Source organism: Vibrio variabilis (assembly GCF_003263785.1).
GTDB lineage: Bacteria > Pseudomonadota > Gammaproteobacteria > Enterobacterales > Vibrionaceae > Vibrio > Vibrio variabilis.
Window position 1 is genome coordinate 25,654 of record NZ_JYJK01000010.1, and the last position, 18,678, is coordinate 44,331.

General features: G+C 44.2%; 22 protein-coding genes and 3 pseudogenes. 23 read left to right on the plus strand and 2 right to left on the minus strand.

Translation table 11 applies throughout. The annotated features are described in order from the left end of the window. Nucleotides 1-6 precede the first annotated feature (6 nt). The 23 genes and pseudogenes from TZ48_RS02305 to TZ48_RS02420 all read left to right on the plus strand — a co-directional run bounded on the left by TZ48_RS02305 (nt 7) and on the right by TZ48_RS02420 (nt 16,565). Nucleotides 7-588 (plus strand): formate hydrogenlyase complex iron-sulfur subunit, encoded by a 582-nt coding sequence (locus TZ48_RS02305; RefSeq protein ID WP_112478117.1) that lies wholly within the window; start codon nt 7-9, stop codon nt 586-588. Further along, nucleotides 585-983, plus strand: coding sequence for an NADH-quinone oxidoreductase subunit B family protein (locus tag TZ48_RS25690; protein WP_275426396.1), 399 nt, complete (start codon nt 585-587; stop codon nt 981-983). Before TZ48_RS02305 ends, TZ48_RS25690 begins: the two co-directional genes overlap by 4 nt. Beyond that, nucleotides 970-1,401 carry a hypothetical protein gene (locus TZ48_RS02310; RefSeq protein WP_275426397.1) on the plus strand — a complete coding sequence of 144 codons (432 nt, stop codon included), beginning with the start codon at nt 970-972 and terminating at the stop codon, nt 1,399-1,401. The genes TZ48_RS25690 and TZ48_RS02310 overlap by 14 nt, the downstream gene beginning before the upstream one ends. Next, nucleotides 1,398-1,814 carry a formate hydrogenlyase maturation protein HycH gene (gene hycH, locus TZ48_RS02315; protein WP_112478118.1) on the plus strand — a complete coding sequence of 139 codons (417 nt, stop codon included), beginning with the start codon at nt 1,398-1,400 and terminating at the stop codon, nt 1,812-1,814. Before TZ48_RS02310 ends, hycH begins: the two co-directional genes overlap by 4 nt. After that, nucleotides 1,807-2,265 (plus strand): hydrogenase maturation peptidase HycI, encoded by a 459-nt coding sequence (gene hycI, locus TZ48_RS02320; protein ID WP_112478119.1) that lies wholly within the window; start codon nt 1,807-1,809, stop codon nt 2,263-2,265. Before hycH ends, hycI begins: the two co-directional genes overlap by 8 nt. A gap of 358 nt (nt 2,266-2,623) precedes the next feature. Next, a complete protein-coding gene (locus TZ48_RS02325; protein WP_239670669.1) occupies nt 2,624-3,019 on the plus strand; it encodes a 4Fe-4S dicluster domain-containing protein in 396 nt (131 codons plus the stop codon). A 25-nt stretch (nt 3,020-3,044) separates the two neighbouring features. Further along, a pseudogene (gene fdhF / locus TZ48_RS02330) lies at nt 3,045-5,190 on the plus strand (formate dehydrogenase subunit alpha). A 565-nt stretch (nt 5,191-5,755) separates the two neighbouring features. Continuing rightward, nucleotides 5,756-6,844: a sigma-54 interaction domain-containing protein gene (locus TZ48_RS02340; protein ID WP_162674461.1), complete on the plus strand. Its 1,089-nt coding sequence runs from the start codon at nt 5,756-5,758 to the stop codon at nt 6,842-6,844. A 19-nt stretch (nt 6,845-6,863) separates the two neighbouring features. Next, nucleotides 6,864-7,718: a formate dehydrogenase accessory sulfurtransferase FdhD gene (gene fdhD / locus TZ48_RS02345; RefSeq protein ID WP_112478137.1), complete on the plus strand. Its 855-nt coding sequence runs from the start codon at nt 6,864-6,866 to the stop codon at nt 7,716-7,718. 49 nt (nt 7,719-7,767) lie between these two features. After that, nucleotides 7,768-8,349, plus strand: coding sequence for a HupE/UreJ family protein (locus TZ48_RS02350; protein ID WP_112478123.1), 582 nt, complete (start codon nt 7,768-7,770; stop codon nt 8,347-8,349). An 11-nt stretch (nt 8,350-8,360) separates the two neighbouring features. Further along, nucleotides 8,361-8,540, plus strand: coding sequence for an acylphosphatase (locus TZ48_RS02355; RefSeq protein ID WP_112478124.1), 180 nt, complete (start codon nt 8,361-8,363; stop codon nt 8,538-8,540). A 41-nt stretch (nt 8,541-8,581) separates the two neighbouring features. Then, a complete protein-coding gene (locus TZ48_RS26235) occupies nt 8,582-8,806 on the plus strand; it encodes a hypothetical protein (RefSeq protein ID WP_112478125.1) in 225 nt (74 codons plus the stop codon). Further along, nucleotides 8,803-9,123, plus strand: coding sequence for a hypothetical protein (locus TZ48_RS02365; protein WP_112478126.1), 321 nt, complete (start codon nt 8,803-8,805; stop codon nt 9,121-9,123). Before TZ48_RS26235 ends, TZ48_RS02365 begins: the two co-directional genes overlap by 4 nt. Next, the gene (locus TZ48_RS02370; RefSeq protein WP_162674462.1) at nt 9,039-9,959 is read left to right on the plus strand and encodes a Sua5/YciO/YrdC/YwlC family protein; all 921 of its coding nucleotides are present in this window, start codon (nt 9,039-9,041) and stop codon (nt 9,957-9,959) included. Before TZ48_RS02365 ends, TZ48_RS02370 begins: the two co-directional genes overlap by 85 nt. Before the next feature lie 22 nt (nt 9,960-9,981). Continuing rightward, the gene (locus TZ48_RS02375) at nt 9,982-10,677 is read left to right on the plus strand and encodes a Kae1-like domain-containing protein (RefSeq protein WP_162674463.1); all 696 of its coding nucleotides are present in this window, start codon (nt 9,982-9,984) and stop codon (nt 10,675-10,677) included. A 10-nt stretch (nt 10,678-10,687) separates the two neighbouring features. Beyond that, complete coding sequence (locus TZ48_RS02380) at nt 10,688-10,930, plus strand: HypC/HybG/HupF family hydrogenase formation chaperone (RefSeq protein ID WP_112478129.1); 243 nt, start codon at nt 10,688-10,690, stop codon at nt 10,928-10,930. A 74-nt stretch (nt 10,931-11,004) separates the two neighbouring features. Continuing rightward, nucleotides 11,005-12,065: pseudogene (hypD, locus tag TZ48_RS02385) on the plus strand (hydrogenase formation protein HypD). Between the two features lie 60 nt (nt 12,066-12,125). After that, the gene (gene hypE / locus TZ48_RS02390) at nt 12,126-13,052 is read left to right on the plus strand and encodes a hydrogenase expression/formation protein HypE (protein ID WP_338062239.1); all 927 of its coding nucleotides are present in this window, start codon (nt 12,126-12,128) and stop codon (nt 13,050-13,052) included. An 8-nt stretch (nt 13,053-13,060) separates the two neighbouring features. Next, on the plus strand, nt 13,061-13,402 hold the full coding sequence (hypA, locus tag TZ48_RS02395; protein WP_162674465.1) for a hydrogenase maturation nickel metallochaperone HypA: 342 nt from the start codon (nt 13,061-13,063) through the stop codon (nt 13,400-13,402). Nucleotide 13,403: 1 nt separating this feature from the next. Then, complete coding sequence (gene hypB / locus TZ48_RS02400) at nt 13,404-14,201, plus strand: hydrogenase nickel incorporation protein HypB (RefSeq protein WP_239670670.1); 798 nt, start codon at nt 13,404-13,406, stop codon at nt 14,199-14,201. Nucleotides 14,202-14,627: 426 nt separating this feature from the next. Beyond that, a pseudogene (locus TZ48_RS02405) lies at nt 14,628-14,741 on the plus strand (IS5/IS1182 family transposase); the annotation flags it as partial. A gap of 641 nt (nt 14,742-15,382) precedes the next feature. Next, on the plus strand, nt 15,383-15,766 hold the full coding sequence (locus tag TZ48_RS02415) for a hypothetical protein (RefSeq protein WP_112478133.1): 384 nt from the start codon (nt 15,383-15,385) through the stop codon (nt 15,764-15,766). Nucleotides 15,767-15,872: 106 nt separating this feature from the next. After that, a complete protein-coding gene (locus TZ48_RS02420; protein ID WP_112478134.1) occupies nt 15,873-16,565 on the plus strand; it encodes a hypothetical protein in 693 nt (230 codons plus the stop codon). A gap of 88 nt (nt 16,566-16,653) precedes the next feature. Here the strand turns inward: TZ48_RS02420 and TZ48_RS02425 are convergent, their stop codons facing one another. Both TZ48_RS02425 and TZ48_RS02430 read right to left on the minus strand, forming a co-directional pair. After that, nucleotides 16,654-17,442 (minus strand): family 16 glycosylhydrolase, encoded by a 789-nt coding sequence (locus tag TZ48_RS02425; RefSeq protein ID WP_239670671.1) that lies wholly within the window; start codon nt 17,440-17,442, stop codon nt 16,654-16,656. 74 nt (nt 17,443-17,516) lie between these two features. Next, the coding region (locus TZ48_RS02430; protein ID WP_239670672.1) for a glycoside hydrolase family 9 protein at nt 17,517-18,678 on the minus strand (1,162 nt) is incomplete at its 5' end.

The window sequence follows — 18,678 nt, forward strand, 5'->3', positions numbered from 1 at the left end:
GGCAATATGTTTAAACTGATAAAAACGGTTCTTAAAACAGGCGATCAAACGGTCAAATACCCGTTTGCCCCTCTTGAAGTGGCGAAAGACTTTCGAGGCAAGCCAGAGCTAATTGCTAGCCAATGTATTTCCTGTGGGGCATGTGCACGAGCGTGTCCCGCCAATGCGATCGTCATTGAAAATGATATTCCAGCTTTAGTTCGCCAATGGGAACTGTCGATTGCACGCTGCATTTATTGTGGACGCTGTGAAGAAGTGTGTCCTACTCGGGCTATTCGGTTGTCGGAAAGTTTTGAGCTTGCTGTCACAAATAAGCGTGACCTTTATGAAGTCGCAAAGTCAGATATTGCGTGCTGTTTACAATGCGAAAAGCCTTTTGTACCTCAAAAGTTGCTGGACTATACCATAGGCCTACTGAAGCAAACTGGCATGAAGGCTGAGCAGCTTGAGCATAGTCGAGAGCAAATAAAAACGTGCCCAGAATGCCGTCGCAAAGACAATATGCTCGACGCGGCCAATGTGGCGTGCTCTGCATTTCTTCCTAAGTCAGAAAGCTCATTAAGTGAGCCAAAAGAGGAGGTGTTATGAAAGGTATCAAACAAATTGTATCGGCCGACCATACTCAAACTGTCCCAGTCCCTTTATCAAAGGAGCATCAAGCCTTAAAGCAAGAGCTGGCTAAAACCATTAAGCGTTCAGCGTATGTCTATCGGGTTGACTGTGGTGGTTGCAACGCTTGTGAGATTGAGATTTTTGCAGCGACTACCCCTGTTTATGATACCGAGCGCTTTGGCATTAAGGTTGTAGCAACCCCTCGTCATGCCGATATTTTGTTGTTTACAGGTGCAGTTACGCGTTCCACAAGGGGACCTGCTTTACGAGCTTATGAATCGGCCCCTGATCCAAAGATTGTTGTCTCTTATGGAGCTTGTGGCTGTGATGGGGGATTTTCCACGATCTTTATTGTGTATGGGGGGCAGTGACAAAATTGTGCCTGTGGATGTGTATATTCCGGGGTGTCCTCCAACGCCAGCGGCAACGATTTATGGGTTTGCAGTCGCGTTAGGTCTACTTGAGCAAAAAATGAAAGCCAAGACTCATGATGTTGATTCGACCGCCGCACAAGTTCGCCACCCGACCGTACCAATGGACATTCGAGTGATGGTGGAGGCTGAAGCGCGTTTATTAGCAGGCTACCGACAAGGTGGAGATATTGCTGACGAACTTATGGTGATTTTTAGTCATTCAGACAGTCGAAACATTGACGAGAACATCAATACTTACTTAGCTGAGCGTGGCGATCCGCGTCTTACGGAAATTGTTCGACGATTGATGGCAAAGGTATCGGCCTCCTTAACAGGGTGTAGCAAACAAGCCTCGTCGAAGGGTATGCCGGCATGATAGTAGATAAAGTGTACTTTTATTGTCTGAACAGCAAGTTTGTTGATAAAGACGATGTGCCCGAACAAATAAAGCAAGTGATGTATTACAGCTTAACTATCGGGCACCACCTTGGTGTAGTTGATTGCCTAGATGCTCGCGTGACTTGCAGTCGAGACGAATATCGGCGGTGGATCTCGTTATTTGAGTCAAACGCGTCCGTTCATCGAAAGCTATCTGGTTTTATGAAGTATGGCGAGATCACTATTTTTCCTGAACATATTCATCAAATGGCGTTGGCAATGTCAAAGCTAGATGGAAAAGCCCTAGACCAGAAGCAGCGTGATATTACGAAAACCATGATGGAAATGTTGCAGTCCATTCACCAAGAGCCAAGTATGTACATTATGATTCGAGGGCATAACAGTGACTAAACAAGTATTGGTAACAGTAGGTAATGCGATGATGGGTGACGATGGAGCGGGTCCTTACTTGGCAGAGCGCTTGTTAAGCGAACCCATTGAGAACTGGATGTTACTTGATGGTGGTACGATGCCGGAGGATAGTCTCTACAAAATCAGACAAATTCAGCCAGATAGAGTGGTCGTTGTAGATGCTGCTGACTTTGGTGAAAAGGCTGGAGAAATTCGCATTATCGGTGCAGAAACGATCAACGACATGTTTATGGTTTCCACCCATGCCCTTCCTTTGAACTTCTTCATAGAAGAGCTGGAAACGTTTGTTCCTGAGGTGACTTTTGTTGGCATTCAGCCAGCCATTGTTGCTTTCTCATTTCCCATGACTGAAATGGTAAAAAAGAGCGTTGATGAAATCTATAACAGATTAACGTCATGGAAGGGTAGCACTGAGTTTGAACATTGTTAATTGGTGTCGAAATATCGACAAAAGTGTCGATATTTAATTCTTTGCATATTTGATTGCTTGTATGGAGTGCGATTGTCAATTAAAACTCTGAATTTTAGGGGAAATGATCACATTGTTGACTAAGGAGGCTTTGCTAGAGTCTGGCATGAAACATGCTAACTATTAATGGTTAGTGATTTATATTAACACTAAAGGATATCGTATGAATCGATTTATAATTGCCGAAACCAGTCGGTGTATTGGGTGTCGGACGTGCGAAGTGGCTTGTGCGGTGTCACACTGCTCGGATACAAATGCAACTACGCTCCATGATCCGGCTGAGTTTACACCTAGATTACAACTGGTAAAGACCTCTACTGTGACTGCTCCAGTAATGTGTCGTCAGTGTGAAGATGCTCCTTGCGCTAAAGTGTGTCCTAATCACGCGATCGTACAAGAAGACCATTATGTCAAAGTACTGCAGTCTCGTTGTATTGGTTGTAAAACTTGTGCCATTGCATGCCCGTATGGTGCTATGGATGTGGTAACCAAACAAGTTGAGCAGACTGAAGGCGCTTATGCTCTGTTTAATCGTGTGGTTACAGAGAGCCGAGCCTTGAAATGTGATCTTTGTAGTCATCGTCAAGGGGGACCTGCGTGTATGGAGGTATGTCCAACCAATGCTCTGAAATTAGTGAGCCTTGAAGAGGTGGAAAGTCTGAAAAAGAAAAAACGGACGGCTGCCGTTGATGAAGCAGTGTCACTGAGTTTTTGATGTATCAAGAAGTGAGAAATAAGCTATGAAAAAAACTGAAGTCGTTTGCCCCTATTGCGGCACTGGATGCAAGATGAAATTGCATGTTGAAGGCAATAAGGTAGTAGGTGCAGAACCCATGCACGGAAGAACTAATGAAGGTCAACTGTGTCTGAAAGGGTATTACGGGTGGGATTTTCTTAATGATACCAACTTACTAACCCCAAGATTAAAAAACCCAATGATACGCCGAGAGAAAGGTGCTAAATTTGAATCAGTCAGTTGGGATGAAGCAATCGAGTTTACAGCAAGTAAAACTGCTGAAAATCAAAAAAGAACACGGTCCCGACTCTATTATCACAACAGGCTCAGCGCGCGGTCCCGGTAATGAGGCGAATTTTGTGATGCAGAAGTTCGCACGGGCAGTCATAGGGACGAACAACGTCGATCACTGCGCTAGGGTGTGACACGCCCCATCAGTCTCCGGTCTGGAGTCAACAGTAGGTAATGGTACGATGAGCAACGCCATTCCCGAAATTCAAAACACTAATTGCTTATTCATCATCGGATATAATGCCGCTGATTCCCACCCAGTTGTTGCAAGACAAATTATCAAAGCGCGTGAAAAAGGCGCAAAAGTCATTGTATGTGACCCAAGGAAAATTGAGTCGGCTAGAATTGCAGACCAATGGTTACCTCTCAATAACGGTACCAACATGGCAATGGTCAATTCCATCGCCTATGTCATTATTGAAGAAAACTTGTACGACCAATCTTACGTTGAAAACTATACCGAAGGATTTGAAGAGTTTAAGAAGATAGTTTCGGCGTACTCACCAGAGAAAATGCAAGCTATAACAGGGCTTGACCCGAATGATGTTCGACTTGCAGCGAGAACCTATGCCTGTGCCAAAGATGCCATGATTCTTTGGGGTATGGGCGTTACTCAATTTGGACAAGCTGTTGATGTTGTGCGCGGTATCGCAGGCCTTGCTTTGATGACAGGTAACTTTGGTCGTCCAAGTGTGGGGTGTGGCCCAGTCCGTGGTCAAAACAACGTCCAAGGTACCTGTGACCTCGGAATGCTCCCACATGTATACCCTGGATATCAACTCGTTTCAGATGACGCAGTTAGAGAGAAATTTGAGCGAGCCTGGAATGTTGAACTATCGCCAAATCCTGGTTATCGCCTGACACAAGTTGCCCACAAAGTGGCAGAAGGTGCATGTAAGGCGTACTACATCTTTGGTGAAGATCCAGCCCAAACGGAAGCCGATATAGCCGCCGTTCGAGATACATTGAGTAAACTCGACCTTGTCATTGTTCAAGACATCTTTATGACCAAGACAGCAGAATTGGCTGATGTTGTCTTCCCTGCAACAAGTTGGGGAGAACATGAAGGGGTTTATACCAGCGCCGATCGCGGATTCCAGCGCTTTTTCAAAGCGATTGAACCGCCTAAGAATTGCAAACCAGATTGGGAAATTTTCTCATTGCTGGCGACGAAAATGGGCTATCCAATGCATTACAACAATACCAAAGAGATTTGGGATGAGTTGCGATCACTGGCTCCGCATTTCGCAGGCGCAAGTTACGAAAAAATTGAAGCTCAAGGCTCTGTGCAATGGCCATGTCCTACAGAAGATCACCCTGGCACACCATACTTGTTTGAGGGCAATCAATTTTCAACACCTTCAGGCAAAGGGCAGTTTATAGGTGCGGATTGGCGTGCTCCTATCGAGCTACCTAGTGAAGAGTTTCCACTTGTTTTGTCGACAGTTAGGGAGGTCGGGCATTACTCATGTCGTTCGATGACTGGTAATTGCTCTGCGCTGACGACATTAGCTGATGAACCTGGTTATATTCAAATTCATCCTGAGGATGCACAAAAATATAACGTCAATGAGGGTGAATTGGCATGGATTTCTTCTAAGCGAGGTAAAGTAATCTCGAGGATTTCTGTAAACGATCGTGTCAATAGAGGCGCTGTATATATGACCTATCAATGGTGGATAGGTGCTTGTAATGAGTTAACCATTGAACATCTCGATCCTATTTCAAGTACGCCAGAGTATAAGTACTGTGCTGTAAACTTGGTAAGAATCGACGATCAGATCCAAGCGGAAAACTATGTACAACAAGAATATACAAGCCTGAAGTCAAGATTAAAGAAACAGGTTGAACATTCTTAATTTAGATCACAATACTACTCCGTCTATTTTTATAAAATAGACGGAGATTTTGATTGGGAGAGTGTGTTATTTACAAGTTCGTCAATAAAATATAATTTAAAGTACGGGGTGGCTATGAGGTTGGATGATGTTTCGAATAAGTTGCTAGTTGATGTCACCAACGCAGTAATTACTTCTACAGACAAGAAGGAATTATTAAAAATTCTTGCAATAGTTACGTCGAAGCAATTGAGCATTAACAGTATCTCTTTAGTTGACTTAGCAGACAGAAATAATAATTTTGAAAACGCTGACGTTAACAATGTGTGACAAATCAAAGTCAGTGATAGATACTAAAATTCAAAATACAAAACTGCTTGGAAATAACCTTGAATCTGTTATGGGAAGGTTAATAAAAGCTAATGAGAAAAACGAGGCTGAAATAGAGGGAATCTAACCTTTCTTACCTAGTGATACTGGTTGTTTCTGCATTTGGCCTTTGAAGTTTCGCAATTTTCATTTGGGACATATTGTCTACGCCTGGAAAGTTCCATTTTCTGTCGATAGTGAGTGGGAGACACTCGAGTTGCTTGAGCATGTATCTGATAGAATTGCGATATCTATGTATAGCTTTTGCCGACATTTTGTTCAACATAGTGTCGCTCCAGTCGAAGGTTTGATTCCATTAAAACGAAGCTTCTCCAAGTATAAAATCGCCGAGGGGATTGTCGCCCAAAGCGAACAAATGCACGCATTGATTGCACGAGCAAACCTTGTAGCTCAGTGTGATAGTACCGTGCTCATAACAGGAGAAACAGGAACTGGTAAAGAGTTGGTCGCGAGGGCAATCCATGATTCTAGCCAAAGGAAGGATAACAAACTGGTAAAAATGAATTGTGCCGCCATACCAGAATCTTTGTTCGAAAGTGAGCTGTTTGGTCATGAAAAGGGAGCCTTCACAGGGGCTGTTGCTAAGCGAAAGGGGCGATTTGAAGAAGCGAATCTAGGTACGCTATTTTTAGATGAGATTGGAGATTTGCCATTAATTCAGCAACCCAAACTGTTGCGAGTATTACAAGAGAATGAGTTTGAGAGGCTGGGTAAAAATCACTCTGTCGCAGTAGATGTTCGATTGGTCGTTGCAACCAATGTTGATCTAGTCTCAAGGGTGGAAAAGAAGGCATTTCGTAGCGATTTATACTATAGATTGAATATATTCCCTATTGAAGTCCCTCCGTTGCGAGAGAGAAAGGGTGACATTCCAATTCTGGTTCATTATTTCACTCACAAGTTGTCAACAAAATTTGGGAAGAATATTGATTATATTAGCGGCCCAGCGATGGAGGCCATTATGCAATATGATTGGCCTGGCAATGTTAGGCAGTTAAGGAACTTTGTTGAGCGAGCGCTAATATTATCTACTGGCGGCGTACTAACGATTCTTGATGAGCAACTAGCTGAAATAGGGTCATTTAGTCATAAGCCAGTTGCTGCTAATAACCAAACTAGATATCAAAAAGTGAACATTGATAGAGACCTTGTTGTCCAGGCACTAAAGGAAAGTAATGGAATAGTAGCTGGAAATAGAGGTGCTGCCGCTAAATTGGGCATAAAACGTACCACGCTATTATCACGCATGCAAAGAATGGGTATTGATAGTAAAGATTACCTATAGATTATTTGTGGAGAATTTTATGAAAATCTCGCTGAACTTCCAAAACAGAAGTGTTGTTTCTAATAGGGTGATTACGAAATACTTAAAATCGGAAAACTATGTTTTCAATAATGATAGCCTTATTGAGGAAATACCAGTTGCTATTTCCTATAACGGTATTTCATACACCACGATGATGTGTACGCCTTGTGATCTGGAGCATTTTGCTATTGGGTTTTCAATTACCGAAGGAATTGTTGATAAAAGGGCAGATATTCGAGATATAGAGGTTGTTACCGAACATCAGGGCACTACGATTGACGTAACGATTTCTAATCAATGCACTTATAGATTAAAAGAAAGAAAACGTAGCCTAGCTGGCACAACAGGATGTGGGATATGTGGAACTGAGAGGCTGAAAGGTATCTTGAAAGTCAAGCTCCCTGTGTCTAACGAAAGCAAGCTTAACGTATCTGGGCTTGATTTAGCTACTAAAGATCTTGAACGGAAACAGTACCTAAGTCATCGCACAGGTGCGTGTCATGCGGCGGCGTATTTTAGTGCTGAGGGTCACATGTTGGCGATATTTGTAGATGTTGGCCGTCATATCGCACTAGATAAACTCGTTGGTTGGTATGTTCAAACGAATCCTACAGCGACTGGGTTTGTATTGGTGACAAGCAGAGCGAGCTTTGAAATGGTGCAAAAAGTGGCAGCGGTAGGCATTGAGTCTCTTGTGGCCATTTCTGCCGCTACAGAGCTTGCGGTCGAGCTTGCAGAAAAATTGAACCTAACTTTGGTCGGGTACTGCCGAAGAGGTAACGCGACCATCTATTGCCATGCAGATCGTCTAATACTTCCTCAAAGGGAGTCACACGATGCGTGTTTCCAATGAACCCCAAGTATGTCCTTAAAACAATATTTACGCTGATTAGGAGAAAATTATGACCATTAAACGAATTGTATTGTTGGGAGCGTCGTTGCTTAGCTTTTCCGCTTTTGCGCATGTCGGCCACCATGACGGCCAGCATGGGTTCGTGGAAGGTTTTCTGCATCCATTAACCGGTCTGGATCATATGGCTTATATTTTGGCGGTTGGACTAGCTATTGCATTTGCAGTGCCGAAGTTGAACTGGCATTACTTGATTGGCTACGTCGCTGTGCTATCTCTTGGACTGGTCGCTGGCCTAATAGGTATAACGGCCTCTATGTTAGAACTAGTACTTGCTTCTAGTGTCCTGCTTGCAGGGCTGACGGTCGCCATCGCAAAAGTCGACAAAATTTGTTGGTTAGTATCGTTTACCATTCTTGGTGCTTCATTTCACGGCCTAGCACATGCCAGTGAAATGCCAGTCGGTATTTCTACTCTGGCTTATTTTTCTGGGCTACTGCTATCGAGTGTTAGTTTACTTGTGTTTGCTGGTAGTGTTGCCCGTTGGATAGATGCTCGAGAACTGCCCGTTATACGCTATGTGCTGGGAGTGAGTTTCAGTGCACTAGGAAGTATCTTTTTGTTTTTGCAATAGGACAAGTAGGTATGCAGCAACGTCGTCTCATCACTGTTTCTGGTATTGTTCAAGGGGTGGGGTTTCGACCTTTTGTCTATCAGCAAGCAAAAAGGCTTTTACTTTCTGGGCGGGTGCTCAACAACCCACAAGGGGTTAAGATCGATGTTCAAGGGGGTATGATAGCCTTGTCGAATTTGAGTCTCAGCTGAGGCAGAATCCGCCGCCGCTAGCATACATAGAAACAATTGAGGTGAATGAGGCACCGCTAATTGAGGTTCGGGATTTTGTCATTGATGCGAGCGAATATACGGGAAAGACTATTGCGAGTATTTCTCCAGATCAGGGTACTTGCCATGACTGTTTAGAGGATATGAGTGATCCAGCGTCGCCATATTACAAGTACGCTTTTACCAATTGTACCAACTGTGGACCTCGGTTTTCTATTTTGAAGCTCTTCCTTACGATAGGCCAATGACGTCGATGTCGCCGTTTACTATGTGTCGCCAATGTGCGAGCAAATACGCAGATGCGATGGATAGGCGCTATCACGCTCAACCTATTGCATGCCCAGATTGCGGCCCCCAAATAACACTTGTTACGCGAGATGGTGACGTTCAGGTAACAGAGCAAACCAAAGCGATTACCCAATGTGCTCAAATGATAAAGCAAGGGAGCGTCGGCGCCGTCAAAGGTGTTGGGGGTTTCATTTGGTTTGCGATGCGACTGACTCTAGTGCGGTTGCCAGATTACGTACACTTAAGCGAAGAAATCGTAAACCCTTGGCTATTATGACCGCCACAGAGTGGGTAGCCAGGTCTTATGTCACCGGAGTTTCAGAAGAATGGCAAGCTCTTAATTGTTCTTCTAGGCCTATTGTGTTGATGGAAAAAGTTGTCTCAAAGGATACCATAGGTCTGGATGGTGTCGCCCCAAATGTACCTTATTTAGGTGTAATGCTGCCATACAGTCCGCTTCATTATCTTTTATTTGAATCCCTACGCGAAATTTCTGCAACTCAAGTTTTGGTTATGACAAGTGCGAATGTTTCTGGAGACGTGTTAGCGACAGAGTATGCTCATGTTGTCTCAAGCTTCCCAGAGCAACTTGATTTTATACTTGACCACAACCGAGACATTCAAAACCCCTGTGACGACAGCTTGGTGCATTTTGTTGGTAATAAGATCAGACCACTTCGATTAGCTCGGGGCTACGCCCCTTTAAGCGTCAATATTGAGGGCGCTGATCAAGCTTTGTTGGCTATGGGAGCACAGCAGAAGTCTACCATCGCTTTTGTGTCACAAAATATGTTAACTCTCAGTCCTTATTTAGGCGAGTTAGAGTCTTTATCGGTTCAAGAACGCTACCAAAATATGATGCATTGGTTGCCTTCCATCTACCACACACAGATCACCAAAACGGTGACCGATCTGCATTCGCGCTATTTCTCTACACATTGTGGTCAATCTATGGGTATTGAGCATGAGTCGGTACAACACCACTTTGCGCATACCCTGGCAGTTTTAGCAGAGCACAATATAAGTACCCCAGTGATGAGTTTCGTATTTGATGGCACTGGGCTGGGGGACGATGGCACGATTTGGGGGAGAGGTTTTAAAAGCCACTCGTGATAGCTATGAGAGAATTGGGTGTTTGTTTGGGTTTCGTTTGATTGGTGGCGAGCAAGCGATACGAGAGCCCGCTCGTATCGCCTTCGCAATGCTTTTGGAGTGCTTTTCGTTCGAACAGATAAAGGCGATGCACCTAAAGGTATTTTCCAACTGGAGTGACAATAAAATAGACAATTTACATACGCTGTGGTTGAAGGAGCAAAATAGCCCGAAATGTACTTCAGTGGGTAGGTTGTTCGATGCGTGGGCAAGCCTTATTGGACTGATAGACGGCCTGGACTTTGAAGGAGAAAGCGGATTAATAATTGAGAACCAAATCATAAAAGAGACGCACTCCCTGACAAGGCGACCAGTCGCTTACAGCGAGCTGAAGAGAATAAGGTTCGAACTGTCTGATGATGGCATCATTGATTGGCGCCCTGCGTTGCGTGAAGTCGTTCAGAGGATCCAAAGCGAGACAAACGTGAGTCAAGCATGGTTCTGTCACCAACTTATTGACGCAATTGTATCAACCATTTGCCAATGGGCTGGCCGCCACCCTGAGTTGCCAGTTGTGCTTGCTGGGGGAGTGTTTCAGAACCGCTGCTTAGTAAATGAAGCTGTGAGTAGACTTCATCAATGTCAAGTTGATGTTTATATGGGGGAAAAAGTCCCTGTAAATGATGCTGGCATAGCGGTTGGGCAGGCCTATTTCGGTTTGCGCCTCAAAACAAAATAGAGATAGCCATATGTGTTTAGGAATTCCCTCGGAAGTGGTTCAGATCGGATCGACCCCGAACTCGGTGATAGTCAACACTTTAGGTGTTAAGCGTGAGGTCAATACCGAATTGATAGAAGCAAATATAGAACTTGGGGAGTATTTATTGATCCATGTTGGATTTGCGATTGGCAAGATCAGCGTAGATAAGGCGAAGCAAACGCTCCAAGACTTTGACAGTATTCTCGCTATTCAAGAAGGAGAAAATAGTTGAGTAATCTTAACCTACTTGTCGATGAGTTTCGCGATAGCGCCAAAATACGAGCAATGGTCGATCATTTGAATCGAATGTCAGAGTCGTTGAATGCGCCTATGTACGTGATGGAGGTTTGCGGTGGCCATACCCATGCGATTATGCGTCACGGGTTACCACAACTTTTGAGTGATAAAATTCAATTTGTTCATGGACCAGGCTGCCCGGTATGTATTATGCCCAAAGAGCGTATTGACCATGCAATAAGCCTAGCGATGAAGCCAAATACGATATTGGTGACGTTGGGAGACATGGTTCGAGTACCAGGCTCAAAGTTATCGTTAGCTCAGTGCAGAGCTAACGGTGGGAGGGTCGAAGCCGTTTATGATCCCTTGGACGCACTGACTATTGCTCGCCAAAATCCAGAAAAGTCAGTGGTGTATTTTGCCATTGGTTTTGAAACTACGACTCCAATGACGGCGATAGTGTTACGCCACGCCGTGGAGCAAAACATTTCTAATCTCTCTTTCCATGTCAACCATGTGCTCGTCCCCCTGCTATGAAAGCGGTTCTTGAAGGCAACGATAGTCTAGTCAATGCTTTTATTGCGCCGTCGCATGTTAGTGCAATTACCGGCTACGACGTTTATCAATCCATTGTCGACGAGTACCAGGTTCCGATCGTGGTCGCTGGCTTTGAACCGGTTGATATTCTACAAGCATTAGAGCAGCTATTAGCTATGCGGCAATCAGGGAAACCAGCGCTTGGCAATCAGTACAGCCGGATTGTCAGTAAATATGGAAATCAGTTAGGACAGTCATTAGTTGATACTTATTTTGAGGTTCGCGAGGACTTTAACTGGCGTGGACTTGGCAATATTGCCAATAGTGCTTTGAGCTTACGTGATGAATATCGTCATTTGAATGCAGAAATTGTCTTTGCTGGTGACTTCAGTAACAAACCGATAAAAGACAGTGCCAAATGTTGTTGTGGCGCTATCTTAAAGGGGCAGAAAAATCCTGCCGACTGTGCATTATTTGGTAAAAGTTGTAAGCCCAACAAACCAGTGGGAAGTTGCATGGTGAGTTCGGAAGGGGCTTGCAATGCTTACTATCGTTACGCTTCGATTTTGGAGAATGTTGATGAATACAGATAGAAAAATCCAGATTGCTCATGGTGGTGGGGGGTTGAAACTCAGGAGTTAATAGAAAAAATAATTAAACCATGCTTTGCGAACTGTGCTGAATTCGATGACGAGGACGCTGCAACTCTGTCAGTTTCTGGGGAGATTGCAATGAGCACGGACAGTTTTACGGTTTCTCCTATCGCATTCCCAGGAGGCAATATTGGTACTTTGGCTGTCGCAGGTACTTGCAATGATTTGAGTATGGTGGCTGCTCGTCCCAAGTATTTGTCGTGTAGTTTCATCTTAGAGGAAGGCTTGGCGTTTAACACCTTAAAAGACATTGTAAGTTCTATGGCCTCAGAACTTGAAAAAGTAGGAGCGAAAGTGGTGTGTGGTGACACCAAAGTGGTAGCTAAAGGCTCAGTAGATAAAATATTTATCAACACGACCGGGGTTGGTGGTGTTGTCCGACGAGGTGTGAGTGCAACAGCACTTAAACAAGGCGATGTGGTGATTGTTTCGCGCGATATTGGTTGTCATGGTGCTTGTATTCTCGCTTTACGCGAAGGCCTAAAGCTTGAGCACGATATAAAGTCTGACTGTGCAGTAGTTTGGCCTGCCGTCAGTCAGTTATTGAGCAGTGGAATACCTATTCACGCAATGAGAGATGCAACTCGGGGTGGCTTGGCGTCTGTGTTTCAAGAGTGGTGTAAAACGTCAGAGGTCCAAATACTGCTGCAAGAGGCTGATATTCCTGTTTCTGATCCGGTGCGAGGTGTGTGCGAGCTTTTTGGAATGGAGCCTTTCGATTTGGCCAATGAGGGGACTTTTGTGATGGCGTTGCCTGAACAATATGCTCCAATTGCAATTGAGATACTTAGAACGTTCAACGAAAACGCTGCCATCATTGGTCGAGTAGAACTAGCGAAGCCAAGATTACCGGTTTTGAGCTCTGAAACAGGAGCCAAGCGAATAATGGACTTCCCGGTAGGGGAGTTACTGCCAAGGATTTGCTAGGGGGCAAAGTGCACGAATTATCATTAGCTCTAAATACTATCGATACAGTAACCAAACTCGCCACGGCAAAGCATGCTACGCGAATTACGACCATCACATTGCGTATCGGTGAGCTTTCTTGTATCGAGGAGGGAGCGCTGAGGGTCGGGTTGGAAGTTGCAGCGCGTGACACCATTGCCAATCGAGCGAAAGTGATCATAAAGACGATCGAATCATCAGCGACTTGTTTGGATTGTGGCTGTGAATTTAGGGCGCAGAACTATGTACAACAGTGTCCGAACTGTAACGGATTAAGCGTTGAATTGAATAGCGGAAATGAAATGGAAATTGAACATATGGAGGTCATCTAGTATGTGCGGAGTTTGTGGTTGTGATGAAAACGGTAATGGAAAACATTCACATACAAATGAGGAACATCACCATCATTCAGAAGTCGTGTCTAAGCAACGATTGATAGAGGTTGAACGCTCAATATTATCGAATAACGATCGAGTGGCAGCGCATAACAGGGCAAATTTCAAAAAGAATCGTCAATTGGTGCTTAACTTGATGTCGAGTCCTGGTTCGGGTAAGACGACGCTTCTGACGGAGACATTAAACTTACTCTCAGGCAAGATCCGCTGTGCTGTAATAGAAGGTGACCAACAGACAGAGAATGATGCTAATCGCATTCGGGCAACTCAGACGCCGGCGTATCAAGTGAACACAGGCAAAGGGTGTCACCTTGATGCAGACATGATTCATCATGCGATGCATCATCTTGCGTTTGAAGGCGAGGGTATAGTATTCATTGAGAATGTAGGTAACCTCGTTTGCCCTGCTAGTTTTGACCTAGGAGAGCATAGTAAGGTCGCAATTTTGTCAGTGACCGAAGGGGATGATAAACCGCTTAAATACCCCTACATGTTTGCCGAAGCGGATTACATGATCATCAATAAAATTGATCTTACTCCTTACGTTAGCTTTGACATAGCGAAATGTATAGAGAATGCAAGGAGTGTAAACCCTGCGATTAAAGTGATTGAGTTATCGGCGACAACGCATGAAGGGATGAATGATTGGCTATCTGTACTAAACTCTATGTTAGCCAGTTATTCAATAGCATCGGAAGTGCCACCCACCGCTGCGACGAATGATGTGATGGTATAAACATTTACTGAGGACAGTTTGAGTGAATAACATGTGTATTTAATGAACTCTAGATTGTAGTGTATGTGTTATATTTAACCGACTTGCATTGCGGACTTTAATATAAGTCGGTTTTCACATGAGTAATGTGTGAATGATGACAAATGACAAATCGGTGTCATTTTCAGTTGTGTAATGAGCACCTTTCCAAGCGTAAGTCCCGCCAGAATATCGATAAACACTGGTACAACCCATTTCTATAGCCCAAGATGCTGCATTATGGCTTCGACAACATTTCACAAAAGACTTTGTTGCTGAAATCGAATGAGTTAAATCAAAATCCTACGATCAGATCAGGGACATTCACTTGCTGAATTTGATTTCATGTCGAAGCCTTGACTTAAAACCACCAACTGGCGTGAGTACAACAACTCCCTAGTCAATCGAGGTTCACTATCGTTTCCAAATTGCAACGCACAAGTTACTGAGAATTACGTCATGACAAAAACACTCAACAAGCTAATTGGGTTAGGTATGCCCGAAACTCAGTATGTTGTTTAAAATGCGAACTATTTAGCTAGAGTTCTGCCTTTCGCTGAGTGAGGCAACAAAGCCTTATCTCGAACCAGAACAATTGATAGAGGTCACTAAAGTTGATCTAAGTACAGCGCTATATAGTTATACTCAATATTTACTGATAAGTAACGCAAATAATAGAAGACATTTTCATGGCAAAATATTTTTTCTTCGGGCTTCAAAAATATCAGATAGAGTGTATTAAGAAATTCCATACCCCTACATAATGTGAACGACATGTGTTTTATAAAATAACGTCGTTGAATATTCATCGCTAAATAGATAGTGTAGTAAATCGTTGTGATAATTCAATTTACAACAAAGAATTGCGGGGTCTATATGAAAATTTCCAGGTGGATATCAATAGTCGGCACCCTCGCTATTACTAGTTTTACAATTACCCATAAATGCACGTTGGCTCATTAGATCGTTATGGCAATGTTCTCTATCATGACCCAGCTGATCCTTTGCCATATTGGAAGGATATGGGCGTGCGAGGTTCAGCTGTATGGAACTCTAGCAATATTCCAACACATGGCTGCAACATCGGCGAGGAATGGCTTCAAATTATTGATTACTACAAAGTCAGAGTTTGGAAATGTGTTCAACACTAAGGGCTTGGTTAAATGAAAAACAAATTTAAAACACTCTTTATTGTGATAATACCCATTCTATTTGGCTGTGAAGATGAGCATCTTGATGAGCAAGCCTGTCCGTCCGTTGTTTCTTCGACATTAGAAGTACTAATTATCGATGCTGATACAGAGGAGTCATTAAAATGTGACAGCACGCTAACGGTAAAAGGGCCTGGGGGTGATGTCACAAAAGATTTCACGAAAGACCAGTGCGACCCAGAAATGATTGAGGTTTTCGGCTCGCAAGCGGGATTTTATGATATCTATGTAAGTGCAGACGAATATGAAACGCTATCATTACAAGGTATTGAAGTAGTTGATGGTCGATGTGGTGTCGAAACTCAACGTATAAAGGCCACGTTAAAAAAACTTTAATAGTTGATATTTAGGTGGTGAATGTCAGAAATATTTTTTGCTCTATAGTTTGAATAGGTCGAGGCATTTAAGATTTACTCATCTTAAAACATGAAGGCAAAACATCATGAAATTAACCTCGATTCAAAAATCTAAACTCCTTTGCTCTGCACTTGCTGTCGCTTTACTTGCTGGCTGCTCATCAAGTGGCGGAAGTTCATCTCCGACAGAACCACTGCCTGAGTTTGATGGTGACCTGGGCTTTGAGAATGTGGATGCTGGTTATGGTAACAGTGCGCCAGAAGGATCGGAGCCAACGGAGCCAGGTTTGGGTTTTGACCTTGGTTATGTTTACATTCCAGATTTAGACCTAGGTGTCCCGGTACATCTACCAGAATATGAGTCACCGGTTAACCCGAATGCGAAGATTTCTACGGTTAAAGAGCGTGAAACAGAAGGTGAGACGCTGTACTCCATTACATACAATGGTTACCGTATTGGAGAAATCTTAGTTCAAGACGACGTGATTACTATCTCTTCACTGAAAACGGATCATACGATTACAGGTAGCAAGAACGGCAATGGTACTTGGACGGTCCGAGACTCCGATGGCAATGTTCGCGGAGACGTGAAGCGTATCGATGACGGTAAGTGGGTCGTACGAGAGGAGATTAGCCGCGCGTCTTATATCGTTGTTTATCACGAGGGTGAATGGAAGGCGGTGCCAGTGGCAGACATCAAACCTAAGTTAAAAGAACGCATCAATAAAGAGCGCTTTGACCGAGTTAAACAGCGAGTGAAAATGAGCCGTCCGAGCTGATTGTCTCTTCTTTGAGTCTTAAAAAAGCCCGTTTAACCTAGGGCTTTACATTTGGTTATGCGCAGAAATTTGACCGGACTAACATCCCCTAGTGGGTCAATCGTAAGACCAGCACATCGTCTATAATGACCGCGTTCTCTGGCCTAAAGGTGGCGAGGTTTTCAGCAAAGCTCCAATCCCCTTTACCCCAACGGTTGCTATCGAAGTAAGTAAAGTCATCGCGCCATTCAAGGGTAAATTCCCCATTGTCATAGGCGTAGTACTCAATCCAATCGATAGTTTGCTCCAGCGGTAGGTTGTCTGTGTTGAAGCGCCCGGCCCAATCGATTGAATCTGCAACCCAAAGGTTCATTCGATAGCTTTGTGGCGTATCACGCATGTCTTGAATTTGCAGAGACTGCGAAGCCAGTTCTTGATGTATTGTCACGCCATCAACTTGCCAGGTAATTTCGTCCGGTGTCCAGATAAGTGTATGTTCATGAAACTCATCGATATCATCAACAGTGTGAAGTTGTTCTGAGTGGATACGATGGCTTGCTTCACCAGTGATTAAGTTGGTTTGCAGCAAATCGGCTCGTTTTCCTACCGACTCAATATCGATTTCACGCCAAGGTATCCCACCAGCCCAGCTTTCGTTGTCATAGGTAAAGAACGATGAAATGACGCCGGGACTAGAAACCATTTTCATGCGGATAACGAACTTTCCAAACAGTACTTTGTCGTGACTAAACACTTCAGCGCCATACAAAGGTTGTTCTGTCGTGTTGAAGGAGGCGGAAGTACCGTCGTTGCCTAGCGGCGGTGTTTTGCTTTCTGAGCTGCAAGCGGATATCAGTATCGCAGGGATAAGCCAAACGAGTTTTAACATTGTGGTCATTATGAACCTCTTCAAAATAGACAATAGGCCAGCTTAGGGGGCTGGCCATGTGGATTGATTCAAAAAGCCCAGTATTAGTGCAGTTTTCCCTCGTCCAAAGCGGATGCAACCCAAACCAGCGGAGCGTTCCAGTTGATGGTGATTTCATTGAGTGACCATGCACCAATGTTATCTCGATAGCAGGTTTGTCCGATGCATTGTCCTTTCATTGTTGCGGCAATAGGGTCGGAAAAGCTGATCGAGTTAGGCCCACCAATTAATGCACCAGGTGCAGGTGCCGGAGAGTTTTCATCTGCCGCCTTTGCCCAAAAACGGTGGTGAGGATTTTGCGCCGCGTGGCTGCCATAACCGGTCACGTAGGAGATGTTCATTGGATTGGCACCCAGAATGTAATCCATCGCGTTCGCTGCTGCTTTTAGAAACTTCATGTCGCCACTAAAATCATTGGCATAAACCAAGAACAAGCTTCGGTTAACCAAGTTTGAGTTTGAGCCCCAAGGGTACTCTTCGACAGAGTAAGGAATGTGGTAACCCTCTTTAGTTACCTGCGCTTCATAGTTAGAGGCGGTTTGAATAATATTGGCTCTAGCTTGTGAAATCGCTTCTTTCTCTAGGTTACTAGGAACAACGGCTAGGCTAATGGTGCCGAGTGGCGCAGTGTATTGCCAAAAAATATCGCCGTCGGTGGCAAGGTTGCCTTTTGGTGTTTCTAGATAGTGTGGAGAGCTTTTCAAGAAATCGAGATATTGAGCATTACCCGTGGTAATGAACAGCTCACTCGCCGCCCAATAAAACTCATCACTCAAAACCAAGTCATCATATGGACCTGACCCGGTGAAGTTGTCATAAGCAAAAATGTTCGGATGCACTAATGCTGCCGTCCACGCTTTTTCGGCGGCTGTTAGACAACGTTTTGCGAAGCTAGGATCGATCTCTTTCCATAATCGTCCACATTGAGCGCCAATCGCCGCAAGGTTAAGAGTCGCAGCCGTACTTGGCTGGCCAACATAGCGTTTTTTATCGTCTTTGTGCGGTGGTAATGGCATACCAGTCCACACTTCGTCGGCGACTTTATGAAACGCCAAGTGAGAAGCATCAATGGCGGTTAGTTCAAGTGTTTTACTTGCAGATTGATTGCCGACAGGAACACTGACAATTTGCCCTTCGGGTACTTGCATTGCGAGCATGAACTCAACATTCCAGCGCGCCTCCGACAGTACTGGATTTACATCTTGC